At 63.8% G+C, this 23,858-nt stretch carries 20 protein-coding genes; 13 read left to right on the top strand and 7 right to left on the bottom strand.

From position 1 onward, the window contains the following. The first annotated feature begins 9 nt into the window (after positions 1–9). From LLJ08_RS17955 to LLJ08_RS17935, 5 genes are read left to right on the top strand one after another with little or no spacing between them, the layout of a single operon-like run. The gene (locus LLJ08_RS17955; protein WP_102832905.1) at positions 10–1,920 is read left to right on the top strand and encodes an ATP-binding cassette domain-containing protein; all 1,911 of its coding nucleotides are present in this window, start codon (positions 10–12) and stop codon (positions 1,918–1,920) included. Continuing rightward, entirely contained in the window at positions 1,917–2,498 is a 582-nt protein-coding gene (locus LLJ08_RS17950) for a mechanosensitive ion channel domain-containing protein (RefSeq protein WP_101276082.1), read from the top strand. The genes LLJ08_RS17955 and LLJ08_RS17950 overlap by 4 nt, the downstream gene beginning before the upstream one ends. A gap of 8 nt (positions 2,499–2,506) precedes the next feature. Continuing rightward, positions 2,507–3,268, top strand: coding sequence for a TerC family protein (locus tag LLJ08_RS17945; RefSeq protein ID WP_102832904.1), 762 nt, complete (start codon positions 2,507–2,509; stop codon positions 3,266–3,268). Positions 3,269–3,318: 50 nt separating this feature from the next. Then, positions 3,319–3,951 (top strand): LysE family transporter, encoded by a 633-nt coding sequence (locus tag LLJ08_RS17940; RefSeq protein ID WP_102832903.1) that lies wholly within the window; start codon positions 3,319–3,321, stop codon positions 3,949–3,951. Between the two features lie 14 nt (positions 3,952–3,965). After that, positions 3,966–4,421 carry a YaiI/YqxD family protein gene (locus LLJ08_RS17935; protein ID WP_003301085.1) on the top strand — a complete coding sequence of 152 codons (456 nt, stop codon included), beginning with the start codon at positions 3,966–3,968 and terminating at the stop codon, positions 4,419–4,421. On the opposite strand, the gene LLJ08_RS17930 is transcribed toward LLJ08_RS17935, so the two are convergent. From LLJ08_RS17930 to elbB, 3 genes are all read right to left on the bottom strand, one after another. Next, positions 4,396–6,534 (bottom strand): putative bifunctional diguanylate cyclase/phosphodiesterase, encoded by a 2,139-nt coding sequence (locus tag LLJ08_RS17930; RefSeq protein WP_102832902.1) that lies wholly within the window; start codon positions 6,532–6,534, stop codon positions 4,396–4,398. The genes LLJ08_RS17935 and LLJ08_RS17930 overlap by 26 nt on opposite strands. Before the next feature lie 111 nt (positions 6,535–6,645). Beyond that, positions 6,646–7,113 (bottom strand): thioesterase family protein, encoded by a 468-nt coding sequence (locus LLJ08_RS17925; RefSeq protein ID WP_003301083.1) that lies wholly within the window; start codon positions 7,111–7,113, stop codon positions 6,646–6,648. A 142-nt stretch (positions 7,114–7,255) separates the two neighbouring features. Next, a complete protein-coding gene (gene elbB / locus LLJ08_RS17920) occupies positions 7,256–7,921 on the bottom strand; it encodes an isoprenoid biosynthesis glyoxalase ElbB (RefSeq protein ID WP_044315177.1) in 666 nt (221 codons plus the stop codon). Between the two features lie 303 nt (positions 7,922–8,224). On the opposite strand from elbB, the gene hemB reads away from it, so the two are divergent. Together hemB and ppk1 are read left to right on the top strand one after the other, a co-directional pair. Continuing rightward, entirely contained in the window at positions 8,225–9,238 is a 1,014-nt protein-coding gene (hemB, locus tag LLJ08_RS17915; protein ID WP_014821735.1) for a porphobilinogen synthase, read from the top strand. 19 nt (positions 9,239–9,257) lie between these two features. Further along, a complete protein-coding gene (ppk1, locus tag LLJ08_RS17910; RefSeq protein ID WP_041015164.1) occupies positions 9,258–11,465 on the top strand; it encodes a polyphosphate kinase 1 in 2,208 nt (735 codons plus the stop codon). A 116-nt stretch (positions 11,466–11,581) separates the two neighbouring features. Here ppk1 and ppx read toward each other — a convergent pair whose 3' ends face one another. Beyond that, positions 11,582–13,084: an exopolyphosphatase gene (ppx, locus tag LLJ08_RS17905; RefSeq protein ID WP_014821733.1), complete on the bottom strand. Its 1,503-nt coding sequence runs from the start codon at positions 13,082–13,084 to the stop codon at positions 11,582–11,584. 183 nt (positions 13,085–13,267) lie between these two features. Between ppx and trxA the strand changes: the two genes are divergently transcribed. From trxA to LLJ08_RS17885, 4 genes are all read left to right on the top strand, one after another. Next, a complete protein-coding gene (gene trxA, locus LLJ08_RS17900; protein ID WP_003283463.1) occupies positions 13,268–13,594 on the top strand; it encodes a thioredoxin TrxA in 327 nt (108 codons plus the stop codon). A 231-nt stretch (positions 13,595–13,825) separates the two neighbouring features. Continuing rightward, positions 13,826–15,085, top strand: a complete 1,260-nt coding sequence (rho, locus tag LLJ08_RS17895) for a transcription termination factor Rho (protein WP_014821732.1) — start codon at positions 13,826–13,828, stop codon at positions 15,083–15,085. Between the two features lie 123 nt (positions 15,086–15,208). Then, a complete protein-coding gene (gene ubiD, locus LLJ08_RS17890) occupies positions 15,209–16,675 on the top strand; it encodes a 4-hydroxy-3-polyprenylbenzoate decarboxylase (protein WP_228207599.1) in 1,467 nt (488 codons plus the stop codon). 74 nt (positions 16,676–16,749) lie between these two features. Further along, positions 16,750–17,721 carry a CDP-6-deoxy-delta-3,4-glucoseen reductase gene (locus tag LLJ08_RS17885; protein ID WP_031298059.1) on the top strand — a complete coding sequence of 324 codons (972 nt, stop codon included), beginning with the start codon at positions 16,750–16,752 and terminating at the stop codon, positions 17,719–17,721. Between the two features lie 56 nt (positions 17,722–17,777). Here LLJ08_RS17885 and LLJ08_RS17880 read toward each other — a convergent pair whose 3' ends face one another. The 3 genes from LLJ08_RS17880 to LLJ08_RS17870 form a co-directional block, all read right to left on the bottom strand. Beyond that, on the bottom strand, positions 17,778–18,443 hold the full coding sequence (locus LLJ08_RS17880; protein WP_042926338.1) for an SPOR domain-containing protein: 666 nt from the start codon (positions 18,441–18,443) through the stop codon (positions 17,778–17,780). Then, positions 18,444–20,183, bottom strand: coding sequence for an arginine--tRNA ligase (gene argS / locus LLJ08_RS17875; RefSeq protein ID WP_228207598.1), 1,740 nt, complete (start codon positions 20,181–20,183; stop codon positions 18,444–18,446). A gap of 114 nt (positions 20,184–20,297) precedes the next feature. Continuing rightward, positions 20,298–22,520: a primosomal protein N' gene (locus tag LLJ08_RS17870; RefSeq protein ID WP_228207597.1), complete on the bottom strand. Its 2,223-nt coding sequence runs from the start codon at positions 22,518–22,520 to the stop codon at positions 20,298–20,300. 192 nt (positions 22,521–22,712) lie between these two features. Here LLJ08_RS17870 and rpmE point away from each other — a divergent pair, with 192 nt between their 5' ends. After that, positions 22,713–22,925 carry a 50S ribosomal protein L31 gene (rpmE, locus tag LLJ08_RS17865; RefSeq protein ID WP_014821726.1) on the top strand — a complete coding sequence of 71 codons (213 nt, stop codon included), beginning with the start codon at positions 22,713–22,715 and terminating at the stop codon, positions 22,923–22,925. 20 nt (positions 22,926–22,945) lie between these two features. Then, positions 22,946–23,740, top strand: a complete 795-nt coding sequence (locus tag LLJ08_RS17860) for a thermonuclease family protein (RefSeq protein ID WP_228207596.1) — start codon at positions 22,946–22,948, stop codon at positions 23,738–23,740. Positions 23,741–23,858 lie beyond the last annotated feature (118 nt).

Below are 23,858 nucleotides of genomic sequence, written 5' to 3'. Positions count from 1 at the left end.
GCCGGCATTATGATCCGACTCCAGAACCTCACTCTACAGCGTGGCCCGCAGCGTTTGCTGGAAGGCGCCGAGCTGACCCTGCACCCCGGCCAGAAGGCCGGCCTGATCGGCGCCAATGGCGCTGGCAAATCCACCCTCTTCGCGCTGCTGCGTGGCGAGCTGGTGCCCGACGGCGGCGATTGCCAGTTGCCGCCGGACTGGCGCATCGCGCACATGCGCCAGGAGATCGATACCCTCGATCGCCTGGCCGTGGACTATGTGCTTGATGGCGACGTCGAGCTGCGGCGCATTCAGCGCGAGCTTGCCGCCGCCGAACAGGCCCACGATGGCAATGCGCTGGCGCGTCTGCACACCGAGCTGGACAACGTCGACGGCTACAGCGCCGACGCCCGCGCGCGCAAGCTGCTCGCCGGGCTGGGCTTTGCCAACGAGCAGATGGCGCTGCCGGTCAGCAGCTTCTCCGGTGGCTGGCGCATGCGTCTCAACCTTGCTCAGGCACTGATGTGCCCGTCCGACCTGTTGCTGCTCGACGAACCGACCAACCACCTCGATCTCGATGCGATCCTCTGGCTCGAGGACTGGCTCAAGGGCTACCCCGGCACCCTGCTGCTGATTTCCCACGACCGCGACTTCCTCGACTCGGTGGTCGATCACGTCATCCATCTGGAGCAGCGCAAACTGACGCTTTACCGCGGCGGCTACTCGGCCTTCGAAAGAACTCGCGCCGAGCGTCTGGCGCAGCAGCAGCAAGCTTTCGAGAAGCAGCAGGCGCAGCGCGCCCACATGGAAAGCTATATCCGCCGCTTCAAGGCCCAGGCGACCAAGGCACGCCAGGCCCAGAGCCGGATCAAGGCGCTGGAGCGCCTCGAAGAACTGGCGCCGGCGCACGTGGACTCGCCGTTCGACTTCCGCTTCCGCGAGGCGGACAAGGTGTCCAGCCCCTTGCTGGACCTCGCCGAAGGGCGCCTCGGCTACGGCGAAAAGATGGTGCTGGACAAGGTCAAGCTGCAGCTGGTGCCCGGCGCGCGTATTGGTTTGCTGGGGCCGAATGGTGCCGGCAAATCAACGCTGATCAAGACACTCTCCGCTGAACTGGCCCCGCTGTCCGGCCGCCTGCAGCGCGGCGAGAACCTGGCGGTCGGCTATTTCGCCCAGCATCAGCTGGATTCGCTCGATCCCAAGGCCAGCCCCTTGCTGCACCTGCAGCGCATCGCTCCGGCCGAGCGCGAGCAGACGCTGCGTGATTTTCTCGGCGGCTTCGATTTCCGCGGCGCGCGCTGCGACGAGCCGGTGCTGAATTTTTCCGGCGGCGAGAAAGCGCGCCTGGCCCTGGCGCTGATCGCCTGGGGCAAGCCCAACCTGTTGCTGCTCGACGAACCGACCAACCACCTCGACCTGGAAATGCGCCTGGCCCTGACGCTTGCCCTGCAGGATTTCGAAGGTGCGGTGCTGGTCGTATCCCACGACCGTCATCTGCTCAAGAGCACCACCGACGAGTTCCTGTTGGTCGCCGACGGCCAGGTGCAGAGCTTCGACGGCGATCTCGAAGACTATGCACGCTGGCTGGTGGATTACCGTACGCGCCAGCAACCCGTGGCCAGCGGCGAGCCAGCGGCGGACAAGACCGACAAGCGTGCTCAGCGTCAGGCCGCCGCCGCCCTGCGCCAGCAGTTGGCGCCGCACAAGCGCCAGGCGGACAAACTGGAGAAGGATTTGGCGATGGTGCACGAGAAGCTGGCGACGCTCGAGGCGCAGCTGGGCGACAGTGCGCTTTATGAGTCTGCTCGCAAGGACGAGTTGCGCCAGCTGCTGGCCAAGCAGACGGAGCTGAAGGTTCGCGAAGGCGAGCTGGAGGAAGCCTGGCTGGAGGCGCTGGAAATACTGGAGAGCCTGCAGGCGCAACTGGAGGCCAGTGCATGAGCGAACCCTGGCTGACATTGGTTGAAGAATGGCGCTTGCAGTGGATGCTGGGCTTGCAGGTGCTGTTGATCCTGCTGGTCGCCTATGTCCTGCAACGCTTGGTCGCCCGTGGACTGACTCGGCTGTCGTCGCGTTATCCGTTGCCGCCGGAATTGCTGATCCCGGTGCGCGGCGGTATTCGCTGGTTCATCATCGGCGGCGCACTGCTCATGGTGCTGGAGCGCTTCGGCGTCTCCGCCACCGTGCTGTGGACAGCCATCTCCGGTTTTGTCGCAGTGGCGGCCATCGCCTTCTTCGCGATCTGGAGCGTGCTGTCCAACCTGCTCTGTGCGGTGCTCATCCTCACTGTCGGCCCGTTCCGGCTGGGCGATGTGGTGGAAATTGTCGAGGCGTTCGACAAGCCGATCGTCAAGGGTCGGGTCATCGACATCAATCTGGTCTACACCACCCTCGAAGAGGTGGCCGAAGCCGGAACCGGCGCTATCGTGCAGGTACCCAACAGTCTGTTCTTCCAGAAAGCCGTGCGCCGTTGGCGTGGCAGCGAAGTGCAGCTCTACAACCGTAACCCCAGCGAGTAATAACCCTCATGGAATGGCTCAGCAACCCTGAGATATGGGTCGCCTTTCTGACCCTGACCGCCCTGGAAATCGTCCTCGGCATCGACAACATCATCTTCATTTCGATTCTGGTCAGCCGCCTGCCCAAGGAGCAGCAGCCGAAGGCGCGCTTCTTCGGCCTGGCGCTGGCCATGGGCACGCGGATCCTGCTGCTGCTATCCATCGCCTGGGTGATGCGCCTGACCAATGACTTGTTCACGGTGCTGGGCGAGGGCGTTTCCGGGCGCGACCTGATCCTGTTCTTCGGAGGCCTGTTCCTCCTGTTCAAGAGCACCATGGAGATCTGGCACAGCGTCGAAGGCGAGGAAGAGGAGCAGGCTGCGGGCGCCGCCGTGGTAAAGGCCGGGTTTATCGGGATCATCCTGCAGATCGCGGTGATCGACATCATCTTCTCGCTGGACTCGGTGATCACGGCGGTCGGTCTGGTGCAGAACGTCCCGGTGATGGTCGCGGCGATCGTCATCGCGGTGCTGGTGATGATGCTGGCTGCCGGTACCATCAGCGAGTTCATCGACAAGCACCCGACGCTGAAGATTCTGGCGCTGTCGTTCCTCATCGTCGTCGGTACGCTGCTCATCGCCGAAGCCTTCGATGTGCATGTACCGAAGGGCTACGTCTACTTCGCGATGGCTTTCTCGCTGGGCGTCGAGGCACTGAACATCCACATGCGCAAGGCGATGAAGCGCAAGCTTAAAGAACCGGTCAAACTGGGCAAGGACATGCCGGACTGAACCGAAGCGCCGGCTGGACCGCCGGCGCTCGTTGAATGGAGGTAATCAGCATGTCTCTGGAAACCTGGCTCGCGTTCTTCGTTGCCTGTTGGGTGATCAGCCTGTCGCCAGGCGCCGGCGCCATCGCGTCGATGTCCTGCGGGCTGCAGTACGGCTTCTGGCGCGGCTACTGGAATGCCATCGGCCTGCAGCTGGCGTTGGTCCTGCAGATCGCCGTGGTCGCGGCCGGCGTCGGTGCGGTGCTGGCCACCTCGGAGCTGGCGTTCAGCCTGATTAAATGGTTCGGTGTCGGCTATCTGCTCTGGCTGGCCTGGAAGCAATGGCAGGCGCAGCCTGAGGCGCTGGATGATTCCGCCGCCCCGCGACCCATCGGCAGGCCGCTGAGCCTGATGCTGCGCGGGTTTGTGGTCAACGCCAGCAACCCCAAGGCAATCGTTTTCATCCTCGCCGTACTGCCGCAGTTTCTCGACCCGCAGCGGCCGTTGCTGCTGCAATACAGCGAGATGGCCGCGACCATGGTGGTGGTCGACCTGATCGTCATGGCCGGCTACACCGGGCTGGCGGCGAAAGTGCTGCGGCTGTTGCGCACGCCGCGTCAGCAGCGCCTGGTCAACCGCAGTTTCGCCGCAATGTTCGCCGGCGCGGCGGCGCTGCTGGCGACCGTAAGGCGCGCGGTGGCATGAGCGAGGCAACCGCCATGCGCGTGTGGATCGATGCCGATGCCTGCCCGCGCGCAGCCAAGGACCAGGTGATCAAGTTCGCCCTTAAACGGCGGTTCGAGGTGCTGCTGGTTGCCGGCCAGAGCCAGGTCAAGCCGGCGTTCGCCTGCGTGCGGCTGATCGTGGTGCCGAGCGGGCCGGATGCAGCCGATGACTATCTGGTCGAACATGCCGAGCCCGGTGATCTGGTGATCTGCAGCGACGTTCCGCTGGCCGATCGACTGGTGAAGAAGGGCGTCGCGGCGCTCGACCCGCGCGGTCGCGAGTTCGATGAGCGCAACATGGGCGAGCGGCTGGCGGTGCGCAACCTGTTCACCGATCTACGCGATCAGGGCCAGATGGGCGGCGGCCAGGGGGCCTACAGCGAGCGCGACCGCCAGGCTTTCGCCAATTCCCTGGATCGCCTGCTCACGCGATTGTCGCGCCCGCAGTGAGCGGCCGCCGCGCGGCCAGCCAGTCGCGCAGTGCCGACAATGGCAGCGGGCGGCTGTAGTAGTAGCCCTGGATGTAATCGCAGCCGTTTTCGCGCAGGTAGGCCAGCTGTACCTCCTCCTCGACGCCTTCGGCCACCACCTTGAGACCGAGTTTATGCGCCATGGCGATGATCGCCGCGGTGATGGCGCGGTCATTGGCCTGCTCGGCGATTTCCTGAACGAAGGCGCGGTCGACCTTGAGGGTGTCCACCGGCAGCTTGCGCAGGTAGGCCAGCGAGGAATAGCCGCTGCCGAAATCATCGATGGACACCTTCACCCCGAGTTCACGGACGGCATCGAGGGTGCGCACCGCTGCGCCAAGGCTGTTCATCAGCGCATTCTCGGTGACTTCCACGGTCAGCCGCGCCGGGTCGAGACCGGTACGTTCGAGAATGCGCGCGACGACCTCCGGCATCTGCAGATTGGACAGGTTGAGCGCTGAGCAATTGACCGCTACCCGCAGGTCGTAGCCCTCATCGAGCAAGGCGACCAGGTCGGCACAGGCGCGGCGCGCGACCCAGGCGTCCAGCTCGGCGACGAAGCCGTGTTGCTCGGCTAGTCCGACGAAGCGCTCGGGGCTGATGAAACCCTGCTGCGGATGCTGCCAGCGCACCAGCGCCTCGAGGCTCACCGGCTCGCCGCTGCGGCCATCGACGATGGGCTGATAGTTCACGCTGAGGAGGTTTTCGTTCAGTGCCCGGCGCAGGTCCTGTTCCAGCGACAGATCCTCCTGGGCGCGCAGTTCCAGCGCGGGGTTGAAGCGCAGGCTGCGGTTGCGGCCGCTGGCCTTGCACTGGCCGACCGCGAGGCCGGCGTGGCGGAACAGCGCATCGAAGTTCAGGCCGTCTTCGGGGTACTGGCTGATGCCGATGCTGGCGGTCAGGCGCAGCTGGGTGTCGCCGAGGGTGAAGGGCGGGCGCAGCTGTTCGAGGATGTGGTTGGCCAGCGCCTGGGCCTGCTCCCACTGGCCGAGGGTCAAGACGCAGAACTCGTCGCCGGAGAAGCGCGCCAGCATGTCGTGCTGACCGAGTACCGCGCGGATTCGATGCGCCGCCTGTTGCAATGCCAGGTCGCCGCTGCGGTGGCCGAGGCTGTCGTTGATGCGCTTGAAGTTGTCCAGATCCACCACCAGCACGGCCAGCGCCTGACGTTCCTCGCGCGCGGCCAGGACCTGGGTGACCATCTCGGTGAAGGCGCGACCGTTGAACAGGTTGGTCAGCGGGTCGTAATGGGTCATCGCGTTTAGCTGGTGCTCGGCCTGGTCGAGTGCCTGGCGTTGCTCGCTGAAGCGCTGCTCGGCCCAGCTGGCGGCGATGCCGGTGACGATCACCAGCAGCGCGACCAGACCGATTGCCGATGCGAGGACGGCATGCTGGCCGCCATGACTGCCGAACGGGGCGGTGTGCTCCAGCATGTGGGCGGGGACTGCCATGGTCAGCGCATGCATGCCGGTGTAGTGCATCGAAACGATCGCCGCGCCCATCAACAGGCTGCAGAGCAGGCGCTGCCAGTGCTGGTGCCGGCTCTGGCTGGCGCGGAAGTGATATCCCAGCACCAGCGCGGCGATCGAGGCGCCGATGGCGATCAGAACAGAGGCAGCGAAGGCCAGCGGTGCGTAGTAGAGCGTCGCCAGCGAGCGTATCGCCGCCATCCCGGTGTAGTGCATGGCGGCGATGCCGAAGCCGGCGGCCGTGCCGGCCAGCGCGTACTGCGGCACGCTGAGGCGGTCGCGGCCGAGTAGACGCATCACCACATAAGACACGGCCATGGCGATCAGCAGCGAAAGCAGGGTGATGCGATGGTCGTAGCTGATATCCAGCGGCGCGCTGAAGGCCAGCATGCCGATGAAGTGCATCGACCAGATGCCGCCACCCAGAGCGAACGCGCCGACCCAACGCCACAAGTCGCGGCCGCGCGGGCTGCCGCTGCGGCTGACCCGCTTGGCCAGCGCCAGCGCGGTGAACGCCGCCGCGCTGGCGACCAGGTAGGAGAGAACGACCAGCAGAGGGTCGTGACTGTGGCCGAGCAGGGCAACCTGGTCGGCGGGAAGGTCGGAAAACAGAAGTCTGGACACGCGGCGGCACTCGAACAGTCGGGCGTCCTGCCTCGTGAGAATAGTGGCGCATAGCCATCTGCGGCAGAGTGTACGAGAGGTCACCCTGGCCGCCAATCTCCTATCGGCTGATCAACCGCAAAGATAAGTGCCGGTGCCCACGGCGATCAGGGTGCCCAGTTCGTTGTGCAGCTCAGAACGCACCACCGCGACCTTGTTGCCCGAGCGCAGCAGCATCGCACTGGCACTGAAGCGGGTGCCTCGGCCTGGGCGCAGGTAGTCGATGCGCAGGTCGATGGTTCCCAGCCGGGAAAGCCGTGCGGCGCGCTCCTGGGTAGTCAAATGGCGATGCTTGTCGAAGGCACCGAGCATTGCCATCGCCCCGCCGGCCACGTCCAGCAGCGAGGCGATGACCCCGCCATGCAGGATGCCGTGGACGAAGTTGCCGACCAGCTCCGGCTTCATCGGCAGGTGCATGACGACCTGGGAGGTCGATACCTCGTCCAGTTCTATGCCCAACGCCTGGTTGAAGGGGATGCGTTCGAACATCTGGCGTACCGCCTGGGCCTGCTCGGCGAGCAGGGCGTCGTCGTGGTTCATGGTCGGCGTTCCTGTGGATGAGCGATCAAGCTGCCCGAGGATGTTCGCGCTGAACAGAGTGGCGGCACGAGCAGCCGCGGCTTTGGCGGCTTTCGCGCAAAAAAATCCCGGGCGGACCCGGGATCATTCGGCGGCGTTCGGATCAGTCTTCGGTGGTCATTTCCAGTACCCGGTCGACCAGCTTGTAGATGCCCGAAGCGGCTTCGCTGATGGATTGCGCCAGCATGTACGCCGGTGTGGTGACCAGTCGATGCTGCTTGTCCACGACGATGTCGCTGACTTCGCACGCCTGATGCTCGGCGCCCATCTGCGCGACCGCCTTGGCGGCATCGGCCTCGTCACTGCCAAGAGTACAGACCACGCCGGCGCCGAAGATCTGCGCGGCCATGGTCGGCGCGATGCACATCATCCCGACCGGCTTGCGTGCCTCGGCAAAGGCCTGCGCGAGCGCCACCACATCCGGCAGTGCCTTGCTGCTGGCGCCTTCGGTAGCGAAATTGGAGAGGTTCTTCGCGGCGCCGAAACCGCCAGGGATGATCAGCGCGTCGAAATCCTCGGCGCGCGCCTCGCGCAGATCCTTGATCTCGCCGCGGGCCAGGCGAGCGGATTCGGTCAGCACGTTGCGCGACTCCGGCATCTCGTCGCCGGTCAGGTGATTGATCACGTGCATCTGCGCGATGTTCGGTGCGAAGCACTGCACCTTGACGCCACGCTGGTCCAGGCGCAGCAGGGTGATGACGCTTTCGTAGATCTCCGAGCCGTCGTAGACGCCACAGCCGGAGAGGATCACGGCGACTTTCTTGTTCATAGTGGTACTCCTGGTCAAGTTCAGCGGCCCTGCGTCGGGCACGGCGGATGCGTTCGATGCTAATACCTGGGACGGTTCCAGGTAAGCCCCACACGTTCCGTTGGATTCGCGCGATGCGCCGGTGTTCATTGCCGCAGGTCTGGCGCGGCAGTTTGCGCCTGATCAAAGCACTGGCAGTCGCCGGCATGGCTGGCGACAATGGGCGCGGTTTCGGAGGCCCGACGGCCTGGCGTTGTCATCATTTCGTCATGTGTCGGGCCTATAAACGTCATATTCGCCCGTTCTGCGGGCCAGGAGTCCGTCGTGAGTTTCGTTCCTGCCAGCCGGCTGTTCCCCGCTACTCGTCTGCGTCGCAATCGTCGTGACGATTTTTCCCGCCGTCTGGTGCGCGAAAATGTGCTGACCGTCGATGACCTGATCCTGCCGGTGTTCGTGCTCGACGGCGAGAACCGCCGCGAGCCGGTGCCGTCGATGCCGGGAGTGGAGCGACTGTCCATCGACCTGCTGCTCGAGGAGGCTGAAGAGCTGGTGGCGCTGGGCATTCCGGCGCTGGCGCTGTTTCCGGTGACACCGCTGGAGAAGAAGTCCCTCGATGCGGCCGAAGCCTGGAACCCGGAGGGCATCGCCCAGCGCGCCACGCGCGCCTTGCGCGCGCGTTTCCCTGAGCTGGGGATCATCACCGACGTAGCTCTCGATCCTTTCACCACGCACGGCCAGGACGGCATTCTCGACGACAACGGATACGTGCAGAACGATGTCACTGTCGACGCGCTGGTCCGCCAGGCGCTGTCCCACGCCGAAGCCGGCGCTCAGGTGGTCGCGCCGTCGGACATGATGGATGGTCGTATCCAGGCGATTCGCGAGGCGCTGGAAGTGGCCGAACACCACAACGTGCGCATCATGGCCTACTCGGCGAAATACGCCAGCGCCTATTACGGCCCGTTCCGAGATGCGGTGGGCTCTGCCGCCAACCTCGGCAAGAGCAACAAGAATACCTATCAGATGGACCCGGCCAACGGTGACGAGGCGCTGCACGAAGTGGGCGCCGACCTGGCCGAAGGCGCGGACATGGTGATGGTCAAGCCCGGTCTGCCCTACCTGGATATCGTCTGGCGGGTCAAAGATGCCTTCAAGGCGCCGACCTTCGTCTATCAGGTCAGCGGCGAGTACGCCATGCACATGGCCGCCATCCAGAATGGCTGGCTGAGCGAGGCCGTCATCCTTGAGTCTTTGGTCGGCTTCAAGCGTGCCGGGGCCGATGGCATCCTGACTTACTTCGCCAAACAGGCGGCACAACAATTAAAACGGGGCCAGTGAGCCCTTTCGAGGCAAAGCGATGATCAACCAGGGACTCAGCGAAAAGGATCTGCAGGACGCCGTGGTCGGCGAGGTGCTGGAACAGACGTTGCCCGAGGTGGTGTCTGCGCCACTGGAAGTCGTCGAGGAGACGCCGGTCGCGCTGGTGACCAACCTGGACGACAGTGCGCTGTACATCCATCGCGAGCTTTCGCAGCTTCAGTTCAACGTCCGCGTGCTCGAGCAGGCGCTGGATGAGTCCTATCCGCTGCTGGAGCGGCTGAAGTTCCTGCTGATCTTCTCCAGCAACCTAGATGAGTTCTTCGAGATTCGCGTCGCCGGACTGAAGAAGCGCGTCACCTTCGCCCGCGAACAGGCGGGCGCCGACGGCCTGCAGCCGCATCAGGCGCTGGCGCGAATCTCCGAGCTGGTCCACGAACAGGTCGACCGCCAGTACGCGATCCTCAACGACGTGCTTCTGCCAGCGCTGGCCGAGCATCAGATCCGCTTCATTCGCCGCAGGCACTGGACGGCCAAACTCAAGACCTGGGTGCGCCGCTATTTCCGCGACGAGATTGCGCCGATCGTCACGCCGATCGGTCTCGATCCGACCCATCCGTTCCCGCTGCTGGTGAACAAGAGCCTGAACTTCATCGTCGAGCTGGAAGGCGTCGATGCCTTCGGCCGCGATTCCGGTCTGGCGATCATCCCGGCGCCACGCCTGCTGCCGCGGGTGATCCGCGTGCCGGAGTCGGTCGGCGGCGCCGGCGACAACTTCGTCTTCCTCTCCTCGATGATCCATGCCCATGCCGACGACCTGTTCCACGGCATGCGGGTCAAGGGCTGCTACCAGTTCCGCCTCACCCGTAACGCCGACCTTTCGGTTGACACCGAGGACGTCGAGGACCTGGCACGCGCGCTGCGTGGCGAGCTGATCTCGCGTCGTTATGGCGATGCCGTGCGCCTGGAAGTGGCCGATACCTGCCCGCAGCACCTGGCCGATTTTCTGCTCAAGCAGTTCAGTCTGGGCGAGGGCGAAATGTACCGGGTCAACGGCCCCGTCAACCTGACCCGCCTGTTCAGCATCACCGGGCTGGACAGCCACCCGGAGCTGCAATACAGCCCATTCACACCATCAATTCCGAAGTTGCTGCAGAACAGCGACAAGATATTCAGTGTGATCAACAAGCAGGACATCCTGCTGCTGCACCCGTTCGAGTCCTTCACGCCGGTGGTCGATCTGCTGCGTGAAGCTGCGAAGGACCCGTGCGTGCTGGCGATCAAGCAGACGCTGTATCGCTCGGGTGCCAATTCGGAGATCGTCGATGCGCTGGTCGATGCGGCGCGCAGCGGCAAGGAAGTTACCGCGGTGATCGAACTGCGCGCCCGCTTCGACGAGGAATCCAACCTGCAGCTCGCCAGCCGCCTGCAGCAGGCCGGCGCGGTGGTGATCTATGGCGTGGTCGGCTACAAGACCCACGCCAAGATGATGCTGATCCTGCGTCGCGAAAATGGCGAGCTGTGCCGTTACGCGCATCTGGGCACCGGCAACTACCACGCGGCCAACGCCCGGCTGTATACCGACTACAGTCTGCTGACATCCGATGACGCTCTGTGTGAGGACGTCTCCAAGCTGTTCAGTCAGTTGATCGGCATGGGCAAGACCATGCGCATGAAGAAGCTGCTGCACGCGCCATTTACCCTGAAGAAGACGCTGCTCGACCTGATCGCGCAGGAAACCCAGCACGCGGCCGAGGGGCGGCCCGCGCATATCATTCTGAAGATCAATGCGCTGACCGATCCGAAGATGATCAAGGCGCTGTACAAGGCCAGCCAGACCGGCGTGCGCGTCGATCTCATCGTGCGTGGCATGTGCTGCCTGCGGCCGGGCATCGCCGGTGTCTCGCACAACATCCATGTGCGCTCGATCATCGGCCGGTTCCTTGAGCACAGTCGGGTGTTCTACTTCCAGAATGACGGTGACGAGAAGCTCTACCTGTCCAGTGCCGACTGGATGGAGCGCAACCTCGATCGTCGGGTGGAAACCTGTTTCCCGGTGGAAGGCAAGAAACTGGTGATGCGGGTTAAGAAGGAGCTGGAAGGCTTCCTCAGCGACAACACCCAGAGCTGGATTCTGCAGCCTGACGGCAGCTACCTGCGCAACAGTCCCACCGGTAATCAGAATGCGCGCAACATACAGAGTACGTTGCTGGAGCGTCTCACCGGGCCGCAGGTCGGCGTGCGCTGAGTCAGGTGTTTCCCGCGGTGCGTTTTCAGGCATGTGGCTGGCGCGCGCCGCGTCGGCCTGGCTGAGGAGGCGAAGACTGGTTACCTGTATCATCAAGGGCCCCTAGGGCCCTTGTTTCATTTCATCCGCAGTTCGTAGCCCACGCGCGCGAGCCAGGCGGCTTCGGCCTCGAAGTCGGCCCTGGTCAGTGGGTTCGCGCCCAGCCAGCCGGTCGGGAAGATCAGCTCCAGGCCCCTTTCGGTCGCCTTTAGCTGCACCTCGGAGACGGCGTTGGCACCGCGGATGTGGTGGAACAGGATGGCGAAGCGCAGCAGGATGCACAGTCGCACCAGTGCATCGGCATCGACCCCGGTCTCGCCGAACTTGTCCTGAGGAATATTGCGTCGGTGGCCGCGCACCAGCAGCGCCAGCATCAGCTGATCCTGACGGGAGAAGCCGGGCAGGTCGGAATGCTCGATCAGGTAGGCGCCATGCTTGTGGTAGTGGTAGTGCGCGATATCCAGGCCCACTTCATGGACCCGTGCAGCCCAGGCGAGCAGCTCCCGGTGCCAGTCCTGATCCAGGCTCCACGCCTCGGCCACCTGGTCGAACGCCTCCAGCGCCTTGGCTTCGACTCGCGCGGCCTGTTCCATGTCGACATGGTAGCGCTCCATCAGGAAGCTCAGCGAGCGGTCGCGGATGTCCTCGTCATGGTGACGGCCTAGCAGATCGTAGAGCACCCCTTCGCGCAGGGCGCCTTCGGAGTGGGTCATGCTGCTGATCTCCAGCGCATCGAATATCGCCTCGAGAATCGCCAGGCCCGCAGGAAACACGCCGCGACGGTCCGGCTTGATGCCGTCGATGTCGATCTTCTCCACGTCGCCGAGCTTGAACAGCTTGCGTTTGAGCCATCCCAGCCCTTCGAGGTTGACCTCGCCGTTGCCGAAGCCGCCGCTCTTGATCGCCAGACCGACGGCTCGGATGGTGCCGGACGCGCCGATGGATTCCTGCCAGCCGAGCCGGCGCAGACCATGCTCGATGCCCATCAGCTCTACCCGCGCGGCGGTGTAGGCCTGGGCGTAGCGTGCCGGGGTGATCTTGCCGTCACGGAAGAAACGTTGGGTGTAGCTCACGCAGCCCATCTGCAGGCTTTCGCGCAGCTGCGATTCGAACCCTTCGCCGATGATGAACTCGGTGCTGCCGCCGCCGATGTCTGCCACCAGGCGGCGGCCGGAACTGCTCGGGATGGTGTGCGACACGCCGAGATAGATCAGGCGCGCTTCTTCGCGGCCGGAGATGACCTCGACCTGATGGTTGACGATCTCTTCGGCGCGGCGGATGAAGGTGGCGCGATTGCGCGCTTCACGCAGTGCGTTGGTGCCGACGATGCGTACGGCGCCCTGCGGCAGATGATTGACCAGCTGGGCGAAGCGACGCAGACAGTCCAGCCCACGCTGCATGGCGGCCTCGTCGAGTAGACGGTTTTCGTCGATCCCGGCAGCCAGCTGGACCTTCTCGCCGAGCCGTTCGAGGATGCGCATTTCGCCATTGCTGGTGCGCGCGAGCACCATGTGAAAGCTGTTCGAGCCCAGATCCAGGGCGGCGATCATGGGAAAGGTCTCAGCGGTGTTATGGCGCATTGGGCAGTCTCGATGCAAAACTCAGACATCCTGACATGATCGCCCCCATCCGCCAACGCAGTCGTTGACGCACGGAGGCGCCGCTCGCGGGCGATCGTCGCCGACCCGAGGGTCTGCAGCTTTCGATCCGCTCACAGTAGGGCTATGATGGCGACCTTTCCGTTCCGACCCTGGAGAAAATCCATGAGCGAATACATCAACAATGTCAGCGACAGCAGTTTCGAGCAGGACGTCCTCCAGGCCGACGGTCCCGTACTGGTCGACTACTGGGCCGAGTGGTGTGGTCCGTGCAAGATGATCGCGCCGGTACTCGACGAGATCGCCAAGGACTACGAAGGTCGTCTGAAGGTTTGCAAGCTCAATATCGACGAGAACCAGGAAACCCCGCCGAAGTACGGCGTGCGCGGTATCCCGACGCTGATGCTGTTCAAGAACGGCAACGTCGAGGCGACCAAGGTCGGTGCACTGTCCAAGTCGCAGCTGGCGGCGTTCCTCGACAGCAACATCTGACTTCGCCGAAGTTCCCCTCTAAAGCCCTCGCAGTCGCGGGGGCTTTTTTCATCGGCAGGGTGGACGCTTCGTCTGCACGGTGCTAAATTCGGCCTCGCGACGCATTCTTCCGTCGCCCTCTGCACGCCGTCGCCGACGCACTTCAGCCTCATAAAGCACAACGAACCTGTTCGTCTCTTGCTGCGCGGCTTCTCAAGCTAATCGCTTTCTACATCCTTCCTGACTCTCTCTATGAATCTGACTGAACTCAAGCAAAAGCCCATCACCGAACTGCTGGAAATGGCCGAACAGATGGGCATCGATAACATGGCCCGTTCGCGCAAGCAGGACGTGATTTTCTCCCTGCTCAAGAAGCACGCTAAAAGCGGCGAGGAAATCTCCGGTGATGGCGTGCTGGAGATTCTCCAGGACGGCTTCGGCTTCCTGCGCTCTGCGGATTCTTCCTACCTGGCCGGCCCGGACGATATCTACGTCTCGCCCAGCCAGATTCGCCGCTTCAACCTGCGCACCGGTGACACCATCATCGGCAAGATTCGCCCTCCGAAGGAAGGTGAGCGCTACTTCGCCCTGCTCAAGGTCGACTCGATCAACTACGATCGGCCGGAGAACGCGAAGAACAAGATCCTCTTCGAGAACCTGACCCCGCTGTTCGCCAACGAGCGCCTGAAGATGGAAGCCGGCAACGGTTCCACCGAAGACCTCACCGGTCGCGTAATCGACCTCTGTGCTCCGATCGGCAAGGGCCAGCGCGGCTTGATCGTCGCTCCGCCAAAGGCGGGCAAGACGATCATGCTGCAGAACATCGCCAGCAACATCACCCGCAACAACCCCGAGTGCCACCTGATCGTTCTGCTGATCGACGAGCGTCCGGAAGAAGTGACCGAGATGCAGCGCACCGTGCGCGGCGAAGTGGTCGCCTCCACCTTCGACGAGCCGCCAACCCGTCACGTGCAGGTCGCTGAGATGGTGATCGAGAAGGCCAAGCGCCTGGTCGAGCACAAGAAGGACGTGGTCATTCTGCTCGACTCCATCACCCGTCTGGCGCGTGCCTACAACACCGTGATCCCGAGCTCCGGCAAAGTGCTCACTGGTGGTGTCGATGCCCACGCCCTGGAGAAGCCCAAGCGTTTCTTCGGTGCCGCGCGCAACATCGAGGAAGGCGGTTCGCTGACCATTCTCGCCACCGCGCTGGTGGAGACCGGCTCGAAGATGGACGAGGTGATCTACGAGGAGTTCAAGGGCACCGGTAACCTGGAGCTGCAACTGGATCGTCGCATTGCCGAGAAGCGTGTCTTCCCGGCCATCAACATCAACCGTTCGGGTACTCGCCGCGAAGAGCTGCTGACCAGCGAGGAAGAGCTGCAGCGCATCTGGATCCTGCGCAAGCTGCTGCATCCGATGGATGAAAGCGCTGCGATTGAGTTCCTGCTCGACAAGCTCAAGGACACCAAGACCAACGACGAATTCTTCATGTCCATGAAGCGCAAGTAAGCGACTCGTCGTTGCCAACAAGGCCGGGGAAACCCGGCCTTCGTTTGTCTGCAGGTTTTGGAAAACCCGACGCGGGCGCTAAACTTTGCGCCTCGTCCCTGCCGGCCCATGCGAGGCTCAAGCATGCAGTATCGCGATCTGCGCGACTTTATCAGCGGCCTGGAAAAACGCGGTGAGCTCAAGCGCGTCACGGCTGCTGTCTCCCCGGTTCTGGAAATGACCGAAATCTGTGACCGCACCCTGCGCAAGCAGGGCCCGGCACTGCTCTTCGAGAACCCGACGGGTTTCGACATGCCGGTGCTTGGCAATCTGTTCGGCACGCCGCAGCGGGTCGCCCTCGGTATGGGCGCCGAGGATGTCTCCGAACTGCGTGAGATCGGCAAGCTGCTGGCGTTTCTCAAGGAGCCGGAGCCGCCGAAGGGGTTGAAGGACGCCTGGAGCAAGCTGCCGATCTACAAGAAGGTCATCAGCATGGCGCCCAAGGTGCTCAAGGACGCGTCCTGCCAGGAAGTGATCATCGAAGGTGATGACGTCGACCTGGGGACAATCCCCGTACAGCACTGCTGGCCGGGCGACGCCGCGCCGCTGATCACCTGGGGTCTGACCATTACCAAGGGGCCGAACAAGGAGCGGCAGAACCTCGGTATCTACCGCCAGCAGGTCATCGGCCGCAACAAGGTGATCATGCGCTGGCTCAGCCATCGTGGTGGGGCCTTGGATTTCCGTGAATGGTGCAATAAGTACCCGGATCGGCCGTACCCGGTCGCCGTGGCACTGGGCGCGGATCCGGCGACGATTCTCGGTGCGGTGACGCCTGTGCCCGATACGCTGTCCGAATATGCCTTCGCCGGCCTGTTGCGCGGTTCGCGCACCGAGCTGGTCAAGGCGGTCGGCTCTGATCTGCAGGTGCCGGCGTACGCCGAGATCGTCCTCGAAGGGCATATCCATCCGGGCGAGATGGCCGATGAAGGACCTTACGGTGACCACACCGGCTACTACAACGAGGTCGACCGCTTCCCGGTGTTCACCGTCGAGCGCATCACCCATCGCCGAAACCCGATCTACCACAGCACCTATACCGGGCGTCCGCCGGATGAGCCGGCGATTCTCGGCGTGGCGCTGAACGAGGTGTTCGTACCGATCCTGCAGAAGCAGTTCCCGGAAATCGTCGATTTCTACCTGCCGCCGGAAGGCTGTTCCTATCGCATGGCGGTGGTGACCATGAAGAAGCAGTATCCCGGCCACGCCAAGCGGGTCATGCTCGGCGTGTGGAGCTTCCTGCGTCAGTTCATGTACACCAAGTTTGTCATCGTCACCGACGACGACATCAACGCCCGCGACTGGAACGATGTGATCTGGGCCATCACCACACGCATGGATCCCAAGCGCGACACGGTGATGATCGACAACACGCCGATCGACTACCTGGATTTCGCCTCGCCGATCTCCGGGCTGGGCTCGAAGATGGGCCTGGATGCCACCCACAAATGGCCGGGCGAAACCAACCGCGAATGGGGGCGGGTCATCGTTCAGGACCCGGCGGTGAAGCAGCGGGTTGATGAACTCTGGTCGCAGCTGGGTATCGACTGACATATCCGAAGAGGCGGGCCCGAGCCCGCCCGAAAGCCTTGGCGGGTCATCCCGTTCACTGATAAGACGTGCACATGAAAGTTACTTTGCAGCCATCCGGCGCCGTGCTCGACGTGCGGCCCGGCGAACGATTTCTCGATGCCGCCAGGCGTCTGGGCTACGAATGCCCGCAGAGCTGTCGCAACGGCAATTGCCACATCTGCGCCTCGCTGCTGGTCGAAGGACGTGTGCGGCAGGCCGGCGAGGTGCGCGATCACGGCGAACTGCTGGCCTGCCTGGCCGAGCCACTGGAAGACTGCGTGCTGCTGTGGGATGGCGTGCTGGCGCCCGGCGAATTGCCGGTACGCGAGCTGAGCTGCCAGCTCAGTGGCTACGAAGAGGTCGGTGGCGATGTGGTGCGCTTGCGCCTACGCCTGCCGGCCGGTCGCCAGCCGCGCTATCACGCCGGTCAATATCTGTTGCTGCAACGGGAGGACGGTGAGTGGTCCGCGTTTTCCCTCGCCTCTGCTCCCGGCAGCGGCAGAGAGCTGGAGCTGCACGTGCTGGCGCGTGAGGAATCCGCGATCGAGCTGCTGGCATTCCTGCGGCGGCAGGGCTTTGCGCGGATCCAACTGCCATTCGGCGACACGCATCTGGCAGAACTGCCGGACGGTCCCTTGGTGCTGGTTGCAGCGGGCACCGGCATGGCGCAGATGCACAGTCTGATCGAATATTGCCGCGCAGCCGGGTTCTCGCATCCGGTGCATCTGTACTGGGGTGTTCGCCATCCCGAAGACTTCTATCAGCTGTCGCACTGGGATGAATGGCAGGGCATGAGCAATCTGCATCTGCACCGTGTCGTCAGCGACGTCTGCGGCTGGGAAGGTCGCTGCGGCATGCTGCACGAAGCGATTCGCGAGGATTTCAACGATCTCAAACCGTTGCATATCTATGCCAGCGGCTCGCCGTCGATGGTCTATGGCACGCTGGATGCGTTGGTGGAGGCGGGGATGGACCCGCATCAGATGCGCGCTGACGTGTTTGCCTACGCGCCGCGGGAAAGCTGATTCGCTTTGCTGCGCCAGAATGAAAAACGCCGGGTCGAAAGCCCGGCGTTTTTCGTTCAGCGCGTCTGCCGCTGTTGCAACAGCAGGTTCTTATAGCCGCTGGCGGCCAGCGTCTTTTGTGCGGCATTCAGTTGCTCGCGGCTGCCGAAGGGTCCGACCAGTACGCGATACCAGGGCTCATCACGCACCTTGACGCTTTCCACGCGCACGTCCTGACCAAGCAGGATGATCTGCGCGCGTACCCGATCAGCCTCCGCCTGCTGGCGGAACGAGCCGGCCTGCAGAAAGAACTGGGTAACTGGTGCCTTGGCCACAGTGGGCGGCGGCGGTGGTACCTGGCCATTGAGTGCGGCCTGCGCGCGGGCTTCGTCGATCTTCGCTGCTTCCTCCGGCGTTACCGGCTTAACCGGCGGTTCCGGCTGCTTGGCTTCCGGCGGCAGAATCACTTCCGACTCCGGCAGCAGCGTATAGAAGTCGTACTTCGGCTTGGTCGCCTGCTCGCTCGCTGGCGTGCGCTTGGGCTGCTCCTTGATCGCGGTCTTGGGTGCGTCCTTGTTGCGCTTGACCTCCTCTCCACCCGGTTCGAGGCTCATCAGAAACATGATGAAACCGCCGATGACCAGGCCACAGACCAGCCAGATCCAGCCTGGTACGGCCTGTTTGGCCGGCGCCTGATAGCGGCTCGCGCCTCGTTTGGGCGCGGCTTTCTTCCTTGCAGCCACTTACATGCGCTCCAGAGTTTCCAGGCCGAGAAGTTCCAGGCCCTGCTTGAGGGTCTTGCCGGTCAGGGCAGCGAGGCGCAGTCGACTCTGCTTCTGCTCTGGCTGTTCGGCGCTGAGGATCGGGCAGTGCTCGTAGAAACTGGAGAACAGCCCGGCCAGATCGTACAGGTAAGCGCACAGCAAGTGCGGTTCGCCTTTCTCACCGACGCTGTTCAGCACTTCGCCGAACTGGGCGAGCTTGGCGGCGAGCGCCAGTTCCTGCTCAGCCTCGAGCTGAATCTGCCCGGCGATCTCATCGATGCCTTGACCCAGCTTGCGGAAAACGCTGGCCACGCGGGTGTAGGCATAGAGCAGGTATGGCGCGGTGTTGCCTTCGAAGCTCAGCATCAGTTCGAAGTTGAAGCGATAGTCGCTGGTGCGGTGCTTGGACAGGTCGGCATATTTGACGGCGCTGATACCCACCGCGCGGGCGATCTGGCGCAGCTCGGCTTCATCGAGGTCCGGATTCTTGCCCTTGACCAAGGCATAGGCGCGCTGCTCGGCTTCGTCGAGCAGATCAATCAGCTTTACCGTGCCGCCGTCGCGGGTCTTGAACGGGCGGCCGTCGGCGCCGTTCATGGTGCCGAAGCCCATGTGCTCAAGCTGCATACCGGCATGGACAAAGCCGGCGCGACGCGCCACTTCGAAAGCCATCTGGAAATGCAGGGCCTGGCGCTGATCGACGAAATACAGCGCGCGATCGGCATGCAGGACCTGGCTGCGGTAACGCATGGCCGCCAGGTCGGTTGTGGCGTAGAGGTAGCCGCCGCCGGCCTTCTGCACGATCACCGGGAGCGGATTGCCTTCGGCGTTCTTGAATTCGTCGAGGAAGACGCACTGCGCGCCGTTGTCCTCGGTGAGCAGACCTTTACTGCGCAGGGCTTCGACGATATCTGCAAGCTCGCCGTTGTAGGCGCTCTCACCCTTGACGTCGGCCGGGGTCAGCTTGACGTTGAGGCGGTCGTAGATCTTCTGGCAGTGCGACAGGGAAATATCGTTGAAGCGCGTCCACAGGCTCAGGCACTGTGCGTCCCCGGCTTGAAGCTTTACCACCAGTTCGCGGGCGCGGTCGGCGAACTCGGCGGACTCGTCGAAGCGCTGTTTCGCTGCGCGATAGAACTGCTCCAGGTCGGACAGCTCGCTTTCCGCCGCCGCCGGTTTTTCCTCGAGGTAAGCCAGCAGCATGCCGAACTGGGTGCCCCAGTCGCCTACGTGGTTCTGCCGGATCACCTCGTCGCCGAGGTACTCGAGCACACGACCGACGGCGTCACCAATAATGGTCGAGCGCAGGTGGCCAACATGCATCTCTTTCGCCAGGTTCGGCGATGACAGGTCGATCACCACGCGCTGGGGCGCCGACGCCTTGCGCACTGCCAGCTGTGGATCGGCCAGGGCCGCTTCGAGGCGCCCGGCCAGTGCGTCGCTGTTCTGGAAGAAGTTCAGAAAGCCTGGTCCGGCGATTTCCACCTTGCTGATCTGCGCGTCCTGCGGCAGCGCGGCGATCAGCTTCTCGGCCAGGTCGCGCGGCTTCAGCCCGGCCGGTTTGGCCAGCATCATGGCGATGTTGCTGGCGAAATCGCCGTGGCTCTTGTCCCTGGTGTTTTCCACCTGAATCGCGGGGGTCAGCCCTTCAGGCAGGACGCCTTCGGCGGTCAGGCGGACGAGGGCTTGCTGGATCAGGTGGCGAATGCTGTCTTTCATGGTCGGCTCAGTCCGCAAGTGTGCGCGAAAACCCGGCATTATCGGGGCGCGATGGGTATCGCTTCAAGGTGCGTGGCGCGCAGGGCGGCAAAAGTCCGGGTTTCGATCAGGCGATCAGAACAGATCGATCGGGTCGACATCCAGGCTCCAGCGCACGGCGCGACCGCCGGGCAGTTGTTCGAGCACCGGGACCCAGGCGTCCATCAGCCGGTGCAGGGTCGCCCGCGCGTTGCCCTGAAGCAGTAATTGCGCCCTGTAGCGGCCGGCACGCCGTTCCATCGGTGCGGGAACCGGTCCGAGCAGGTCGACGCCGTTGAGCTGCAGCTGGTCGAGCAACTGTTCGGCGAGGTTGCAGGCGTCGTCGAGGAAGGCTTCGGCCTGGCCGGGCTTCTGTGCCTCGGCGCGCAGCAGCGCCAGATGGCTGAACGGCGGCAGGCCGGCCGCGCGGCGCTCGGACAGGGCCTGCTCGGCGAAGGCGAAATAACCCTGTTCGGTCAGCTGCACCAGCAGCGGATGGTCGGCCAGATGCGTCTGGATGATGACCTTGCCAGGCTCCTCTGCGCGCCCGGCGCGCCCGGCGACCTGGACAATCAGTTGGGCCATGCGCTCGCTGGCGCGGAAGTCGGCTGAGAACAGCCCGCCGTCGGCATCGAGAATCGCCACCAGCGTGACGCGCGGAAAATGGTGACCCTTGGCGAGCATCTGCGTGCCGACCAGCAGGCAGGGTTCGCCTCGGTTGATGGTGCCGATCATCTGCTCCATCGCGCCCTTGCGCGAGGTGCTGTCGCGGTCGATACGCAGCACCGGATAGTCGGGAAAGAGGATGCCCAGGCGTTCCTCGGCGCGTTCCGTTCCGGCGCCAACCGGGCGCAGATCCACCTTGCCGCAGTCCGGACAGTTGCGCGGCGGTCGCTCGACGTGCCCGCAGTGGTGGCAGCGCAGTTCGTTGTGACGTTGATGCAGGGTCATCCGCGCGTCGCAGCGTGGGCACTGGCTGAGCCAGCCGCAGTCATGGCAGAGCAGGGTGGGGGCGAAGCCACGTCGGTTGAGGTAGACCAAAACCTGCTGGCCGGCGCCGAGGGTTTGGGCGATGGCCTGTTGCAGCGGGCCGGATATGCCGGCGTCCAGCGGGCGACTCTTGACATCCAGGCGCAGGAAGCGCGGCGACTGTGCATTGCCGGCCCGTTGCGTCAGCTTGAGCAGCGCATAGCGGCCGCTGTGGGCGTTGTGCAGGCTTTCCAGAGAGGGCGTGGCCGAACCGAGCACAATCGGCAGGTTCTCCTGGCGCGCGCGCAGCAGGGCCAGATCGCGGGCGTGGTAGCGCAAGCCTTCCTGCTGTTTATAAGAGGCGTCGTGCTCCTCGTCGATGATGATCAGGCCGGGATTCTTCATCGGCGTGAACAGGGCCGAACGGGTACCGATGATGATGTCCGCCTCGCCATCGCGGGCGGCGAGCCAGGCATCGAGTCGTTCACGATCGTTGACGTTGGAGTGCAGCAGCGCGATCCGGGCATTGAAGCGCTGTTCGAAGCGGGCGAGCGTCTGCGGCCCCAGGTTGATCTCGGGGATCAGCACCAGCGCCTGCTTGCCGGCTTCCAGTACGCGATGAATCAGTTGCAGGTAGACCTCGGTCTTGCCGCTGCCGGTCACCCCCGCCAGCAGGAACGCCTGAAATCCTCCGAGGCCCGCGCTCACCGCCTCGAAGGCCGCGCGTTGCTGTGTATTCAAGGTGAGCTCGGCCTGTAGCAGCCAGCCGCCACTGTGCCCGCGCGTCGGCCTGCTGCGGCGGGATTCGATACGCACCAGCCCCTTTTCCAGCAGCAGATCGAGGCTGTCCTTGTTCAGTTGCAGTTTGCTGAGCAGCGCATGTGGCAAGCCGTGAGCGTGCTGGGCGATGGCCTTCAGCGCTTCGCGCTGCCTGGGAGCACGAACCAATCGCGGATCGTCAGGGCTCGCGCCTTCGGCTACGTGCCAGTAGCGCTCTTGTCGCGCTTCGGCGGGTTCGCCCTGACGCAGCAGTACCGGTAGTGCCCAGCTGAGGGTGTCGCCAAGGCTGTGCTGATAATACTGCGCGGTCCACAGGCAAAGCTTGAATAGCGGGGCGGGCAGGGGTGGTTTGCTATCCAGCAGTTCCAGAGCCGGCTTGAGCTTTTCCGCCGGCACTTCGCTGTGGTCGCTCAGCTCGACCAGAATGCCGACCACTTCGCGTCGACCGAATGGCACGCGCAGGCGTACGCCTGGTTGAAGAGCAGCGGGTGACACGCCAGCCGGCGGCAGGTAATCGAACAGGCGACGCAGGGGTGAGGGCAGCGCCAGGCGGAGGATGCTGGAAGACACTCGATGATCCTTGGTGATGTGCGGCGATGGTAAACGATGACGCGATTCGGCGTCGTCGCGAGCGCGCCAGCGGCTCAGCGCGTCTGTCGCCCGCGCTTGCATCACCCTAGCGCTCTGGTATGATTCGCGCCCTACTTCGTGCGGTACTCGACATAGGGTCGGGTGGCGGCACACAATCCTAGAGGATTCACCATGAAAGCCGATATCCATCCTAATTACGTCGAAATCGAGGCCACCTGCAGCTGTGGCAACGTCATCAAGACCCGCTCCACGCTGGGCAAGAACCTGAGCCTCGACGTGTGCTCCGAGTGCCACCCGTTCTACACCGGCAAGCAGAAGGTGCTGGATACCGGCGGCCGTATCGATCGCTTCAAGCAGCGTTTCGGTGTGTTCGGCGCCAAGTAAGCTGGCGTACCGGGAATCCAATGGGGTTTTCCGAGCACATGAAAAAGGCGTCCCTGGTGGGCGCCTTTTTCGTTTCCGTCTTCTGGCAAATTCAAGCGCTTGCCTTTTGCCCGTCGCCGGGGCGCTTGTCGACGCTGGAAGTGGCCCAAGTCGTTGACGGCGATACGCTGCGTCTGGTCGATGGTAGCAGCGTGCGGCTGATCGGCATCAACACGCCGGAGCTGGGTCGTGACGGGCGCAAGGCCGAGCCTTTCGCACTGGCCGCACGGCGCCGACTGCAGGCATTGGTGCAGGTCAGTGACGGGCGGGTCGGTCTGGTCCTGGGTCAGGAGCGGCAGGATCGCTATGGGCGCACGCTGGCCCATGCTTATGACGCGCAGGGACGTAATCTCGAAGCCGTGCTGCTGGCCGATGGTCTTGGCTTCATGGTCGCGGTGGCGCCGAATACACGGCTGGTGGCCTGTCAGCAGCGGGCCGAGCAGCAGGCGCGGCAAAACGGTCTGGGTGTCTGGCGCGAGCTGAAGCCCGGCTCGCCGCAATCGTTGAAGCGTGGTGGCTTCGCGCTGCTCGATGGCAGGGTCGAGCGGGTCGAGCGCAATCGCGGCGGCTATTGGCTGGAAATGGATGGTCCGCTGGTGGTGAACATACCGCCGCAGGCGCTTGACGCATTCGATGTCCGGACAATGACCGTGCTTGCCGGGAAGCGACTCGAGCTGAGGGGCTGGGTAGTCGACCGTCGCGGACGGGTGGGTGCCGGGCAGGCCCGCTGGATGCTGCGCGTCACCCATCCGGCGATGCTGGGGTTGTCGCGCTGATCGGCTGTTCGTACCGGCGCGTGAATCTACCCGGAAAGTCGTAGCGGCTTGGGCTTGACAGTCAGCCGGCCCGCTGGCTTGTGAGTGCGCTTGTTCTTGGCGTATGCTCGACCGCCTG

The organism is Stutzerimonas chloritidismutans, from assembly GCF_020783375.1.
Classification (GTDB): domain Bacteria; phylum Pseudomonadota; class Gammaproteobacteria; order Pseudomonadales; family Pseudomonadaceae; genus Stutzerimonas; species Stutzerimonas kunmingensis.
The sequence above is the reverse complement of the archived record's forward strand: the minus strand, read 5'-3'. Positions and strand labels throughout refer to the sequence as shown.

Bases quoted from the DNA above. Each gene is read 5' to 3' on its own strand.
- rpmE (WP_014821726.1), top strand. From the start codon at position 22,713: ATGAAAGCCGATATCCATCCTAATTACGTCGAAATCGAGGCCACCTGC.
- argS (WP_228207598.1), bottom strand. From the start codon at position 20,183: ATGAAAGACAGCATTCGCCACCTGATCCAGCAAGCCCTCGTCCGCCTG.
- LLJ08_RS17945 (WP_102832904.1), top strand. From the start codon at position 2,507: ATGGAATGGCTCAGCAACCCTGAGATATGGGTCGCCTTTCTGACCCTG.
- rho (WP_014821732.1), top strand. From the start codon at position 13,826: ATGAATCTGACTGAACTCAAGCAAAAGCCCATCACCGAACTGCTGGAA.
- trxA (WP_003283463.1), top strand. From the start codon at position 13,268: ATGAGCGAATACATCAACAATGTCAGCGACAGCAGTTTCGAGCAGGAC.
- LLJ08_RS17940 (WP_102832903.1), top strand. From the start codon at position 3,319: ATGTCTCTGGAAACCTGGCTCGCGTTCTTCGTTGCCTGTTGGGTGATC.
- ppk1 (WP_041015164.1), top strand. From the start codon at position 9,258: ATGATCAACCAGGGACTCAGCGAAAAGGATCTGCAGGACGCCGTGGTC.
- LLJ08_RS17925 (WP_003301083.1), bottom strand. From the start codon at position 7,113: ATGAACCACGACGACGCCCTGCTCGCCGAGCAGGCCCAGGCGGTACGC.
- LLJ08_RS17885 (WP_031298059.1), top strand. From the start codon at position 16,750: ATGAAAGTTACTTTGCAGCCATCCGGCGCCGTGCTCGACGTGCGGCCC.
- LLJ08_RS17950 (WP_101276082.1), top strand. From the start codon at position 1,917: ATGAGCGAACCCTGGCTGACATTGGTTGAAGAATGGCGCTTGCAGTGG.
- LLJ08_RS17935 (WP_003301085.1), top strand. From the start codon at position 3,966: ATGCGCGTGTGGATCGATGCCGATGCCTGCCCGCGCGCAGCCAAGGAC.
- elbB (WP_044315177.1), bottom strand. From the start codon at position 7,921: ATGAACAAGAAAGTCGCCGTGATCCTCTCCGGCTGTGGCGTCTACGAC.
- ubiD (WP_228207599.1), top strand. From the start codon at position 15,209: ATGCAGTATCGCGATCTGCGCGACTTTATCAGCGGCCTGGAAAAACGC.
- LLJ08_RS17860 (WP_228207596.1), top strand. From the start codon at position 22,946: ATGGGGTTTTCCGAGCACATGAAAAAGGCGTCCCTGGTGGGCGCCTTT.
- LLJ08_RS17955 (WP_102832905.1), top strand. From the start codon at position 10: ATGATCCGACTCCAGAACCTCACTCTACAGCGTGGCCCGCAGCGTTTG.
- ppx (WP_014821733.1), bottom strand. From the start codon at position 13,084: ATGCGCCATAACACCGCTGAGACCTTTCCCATGATCGCCGCCCTGGAT.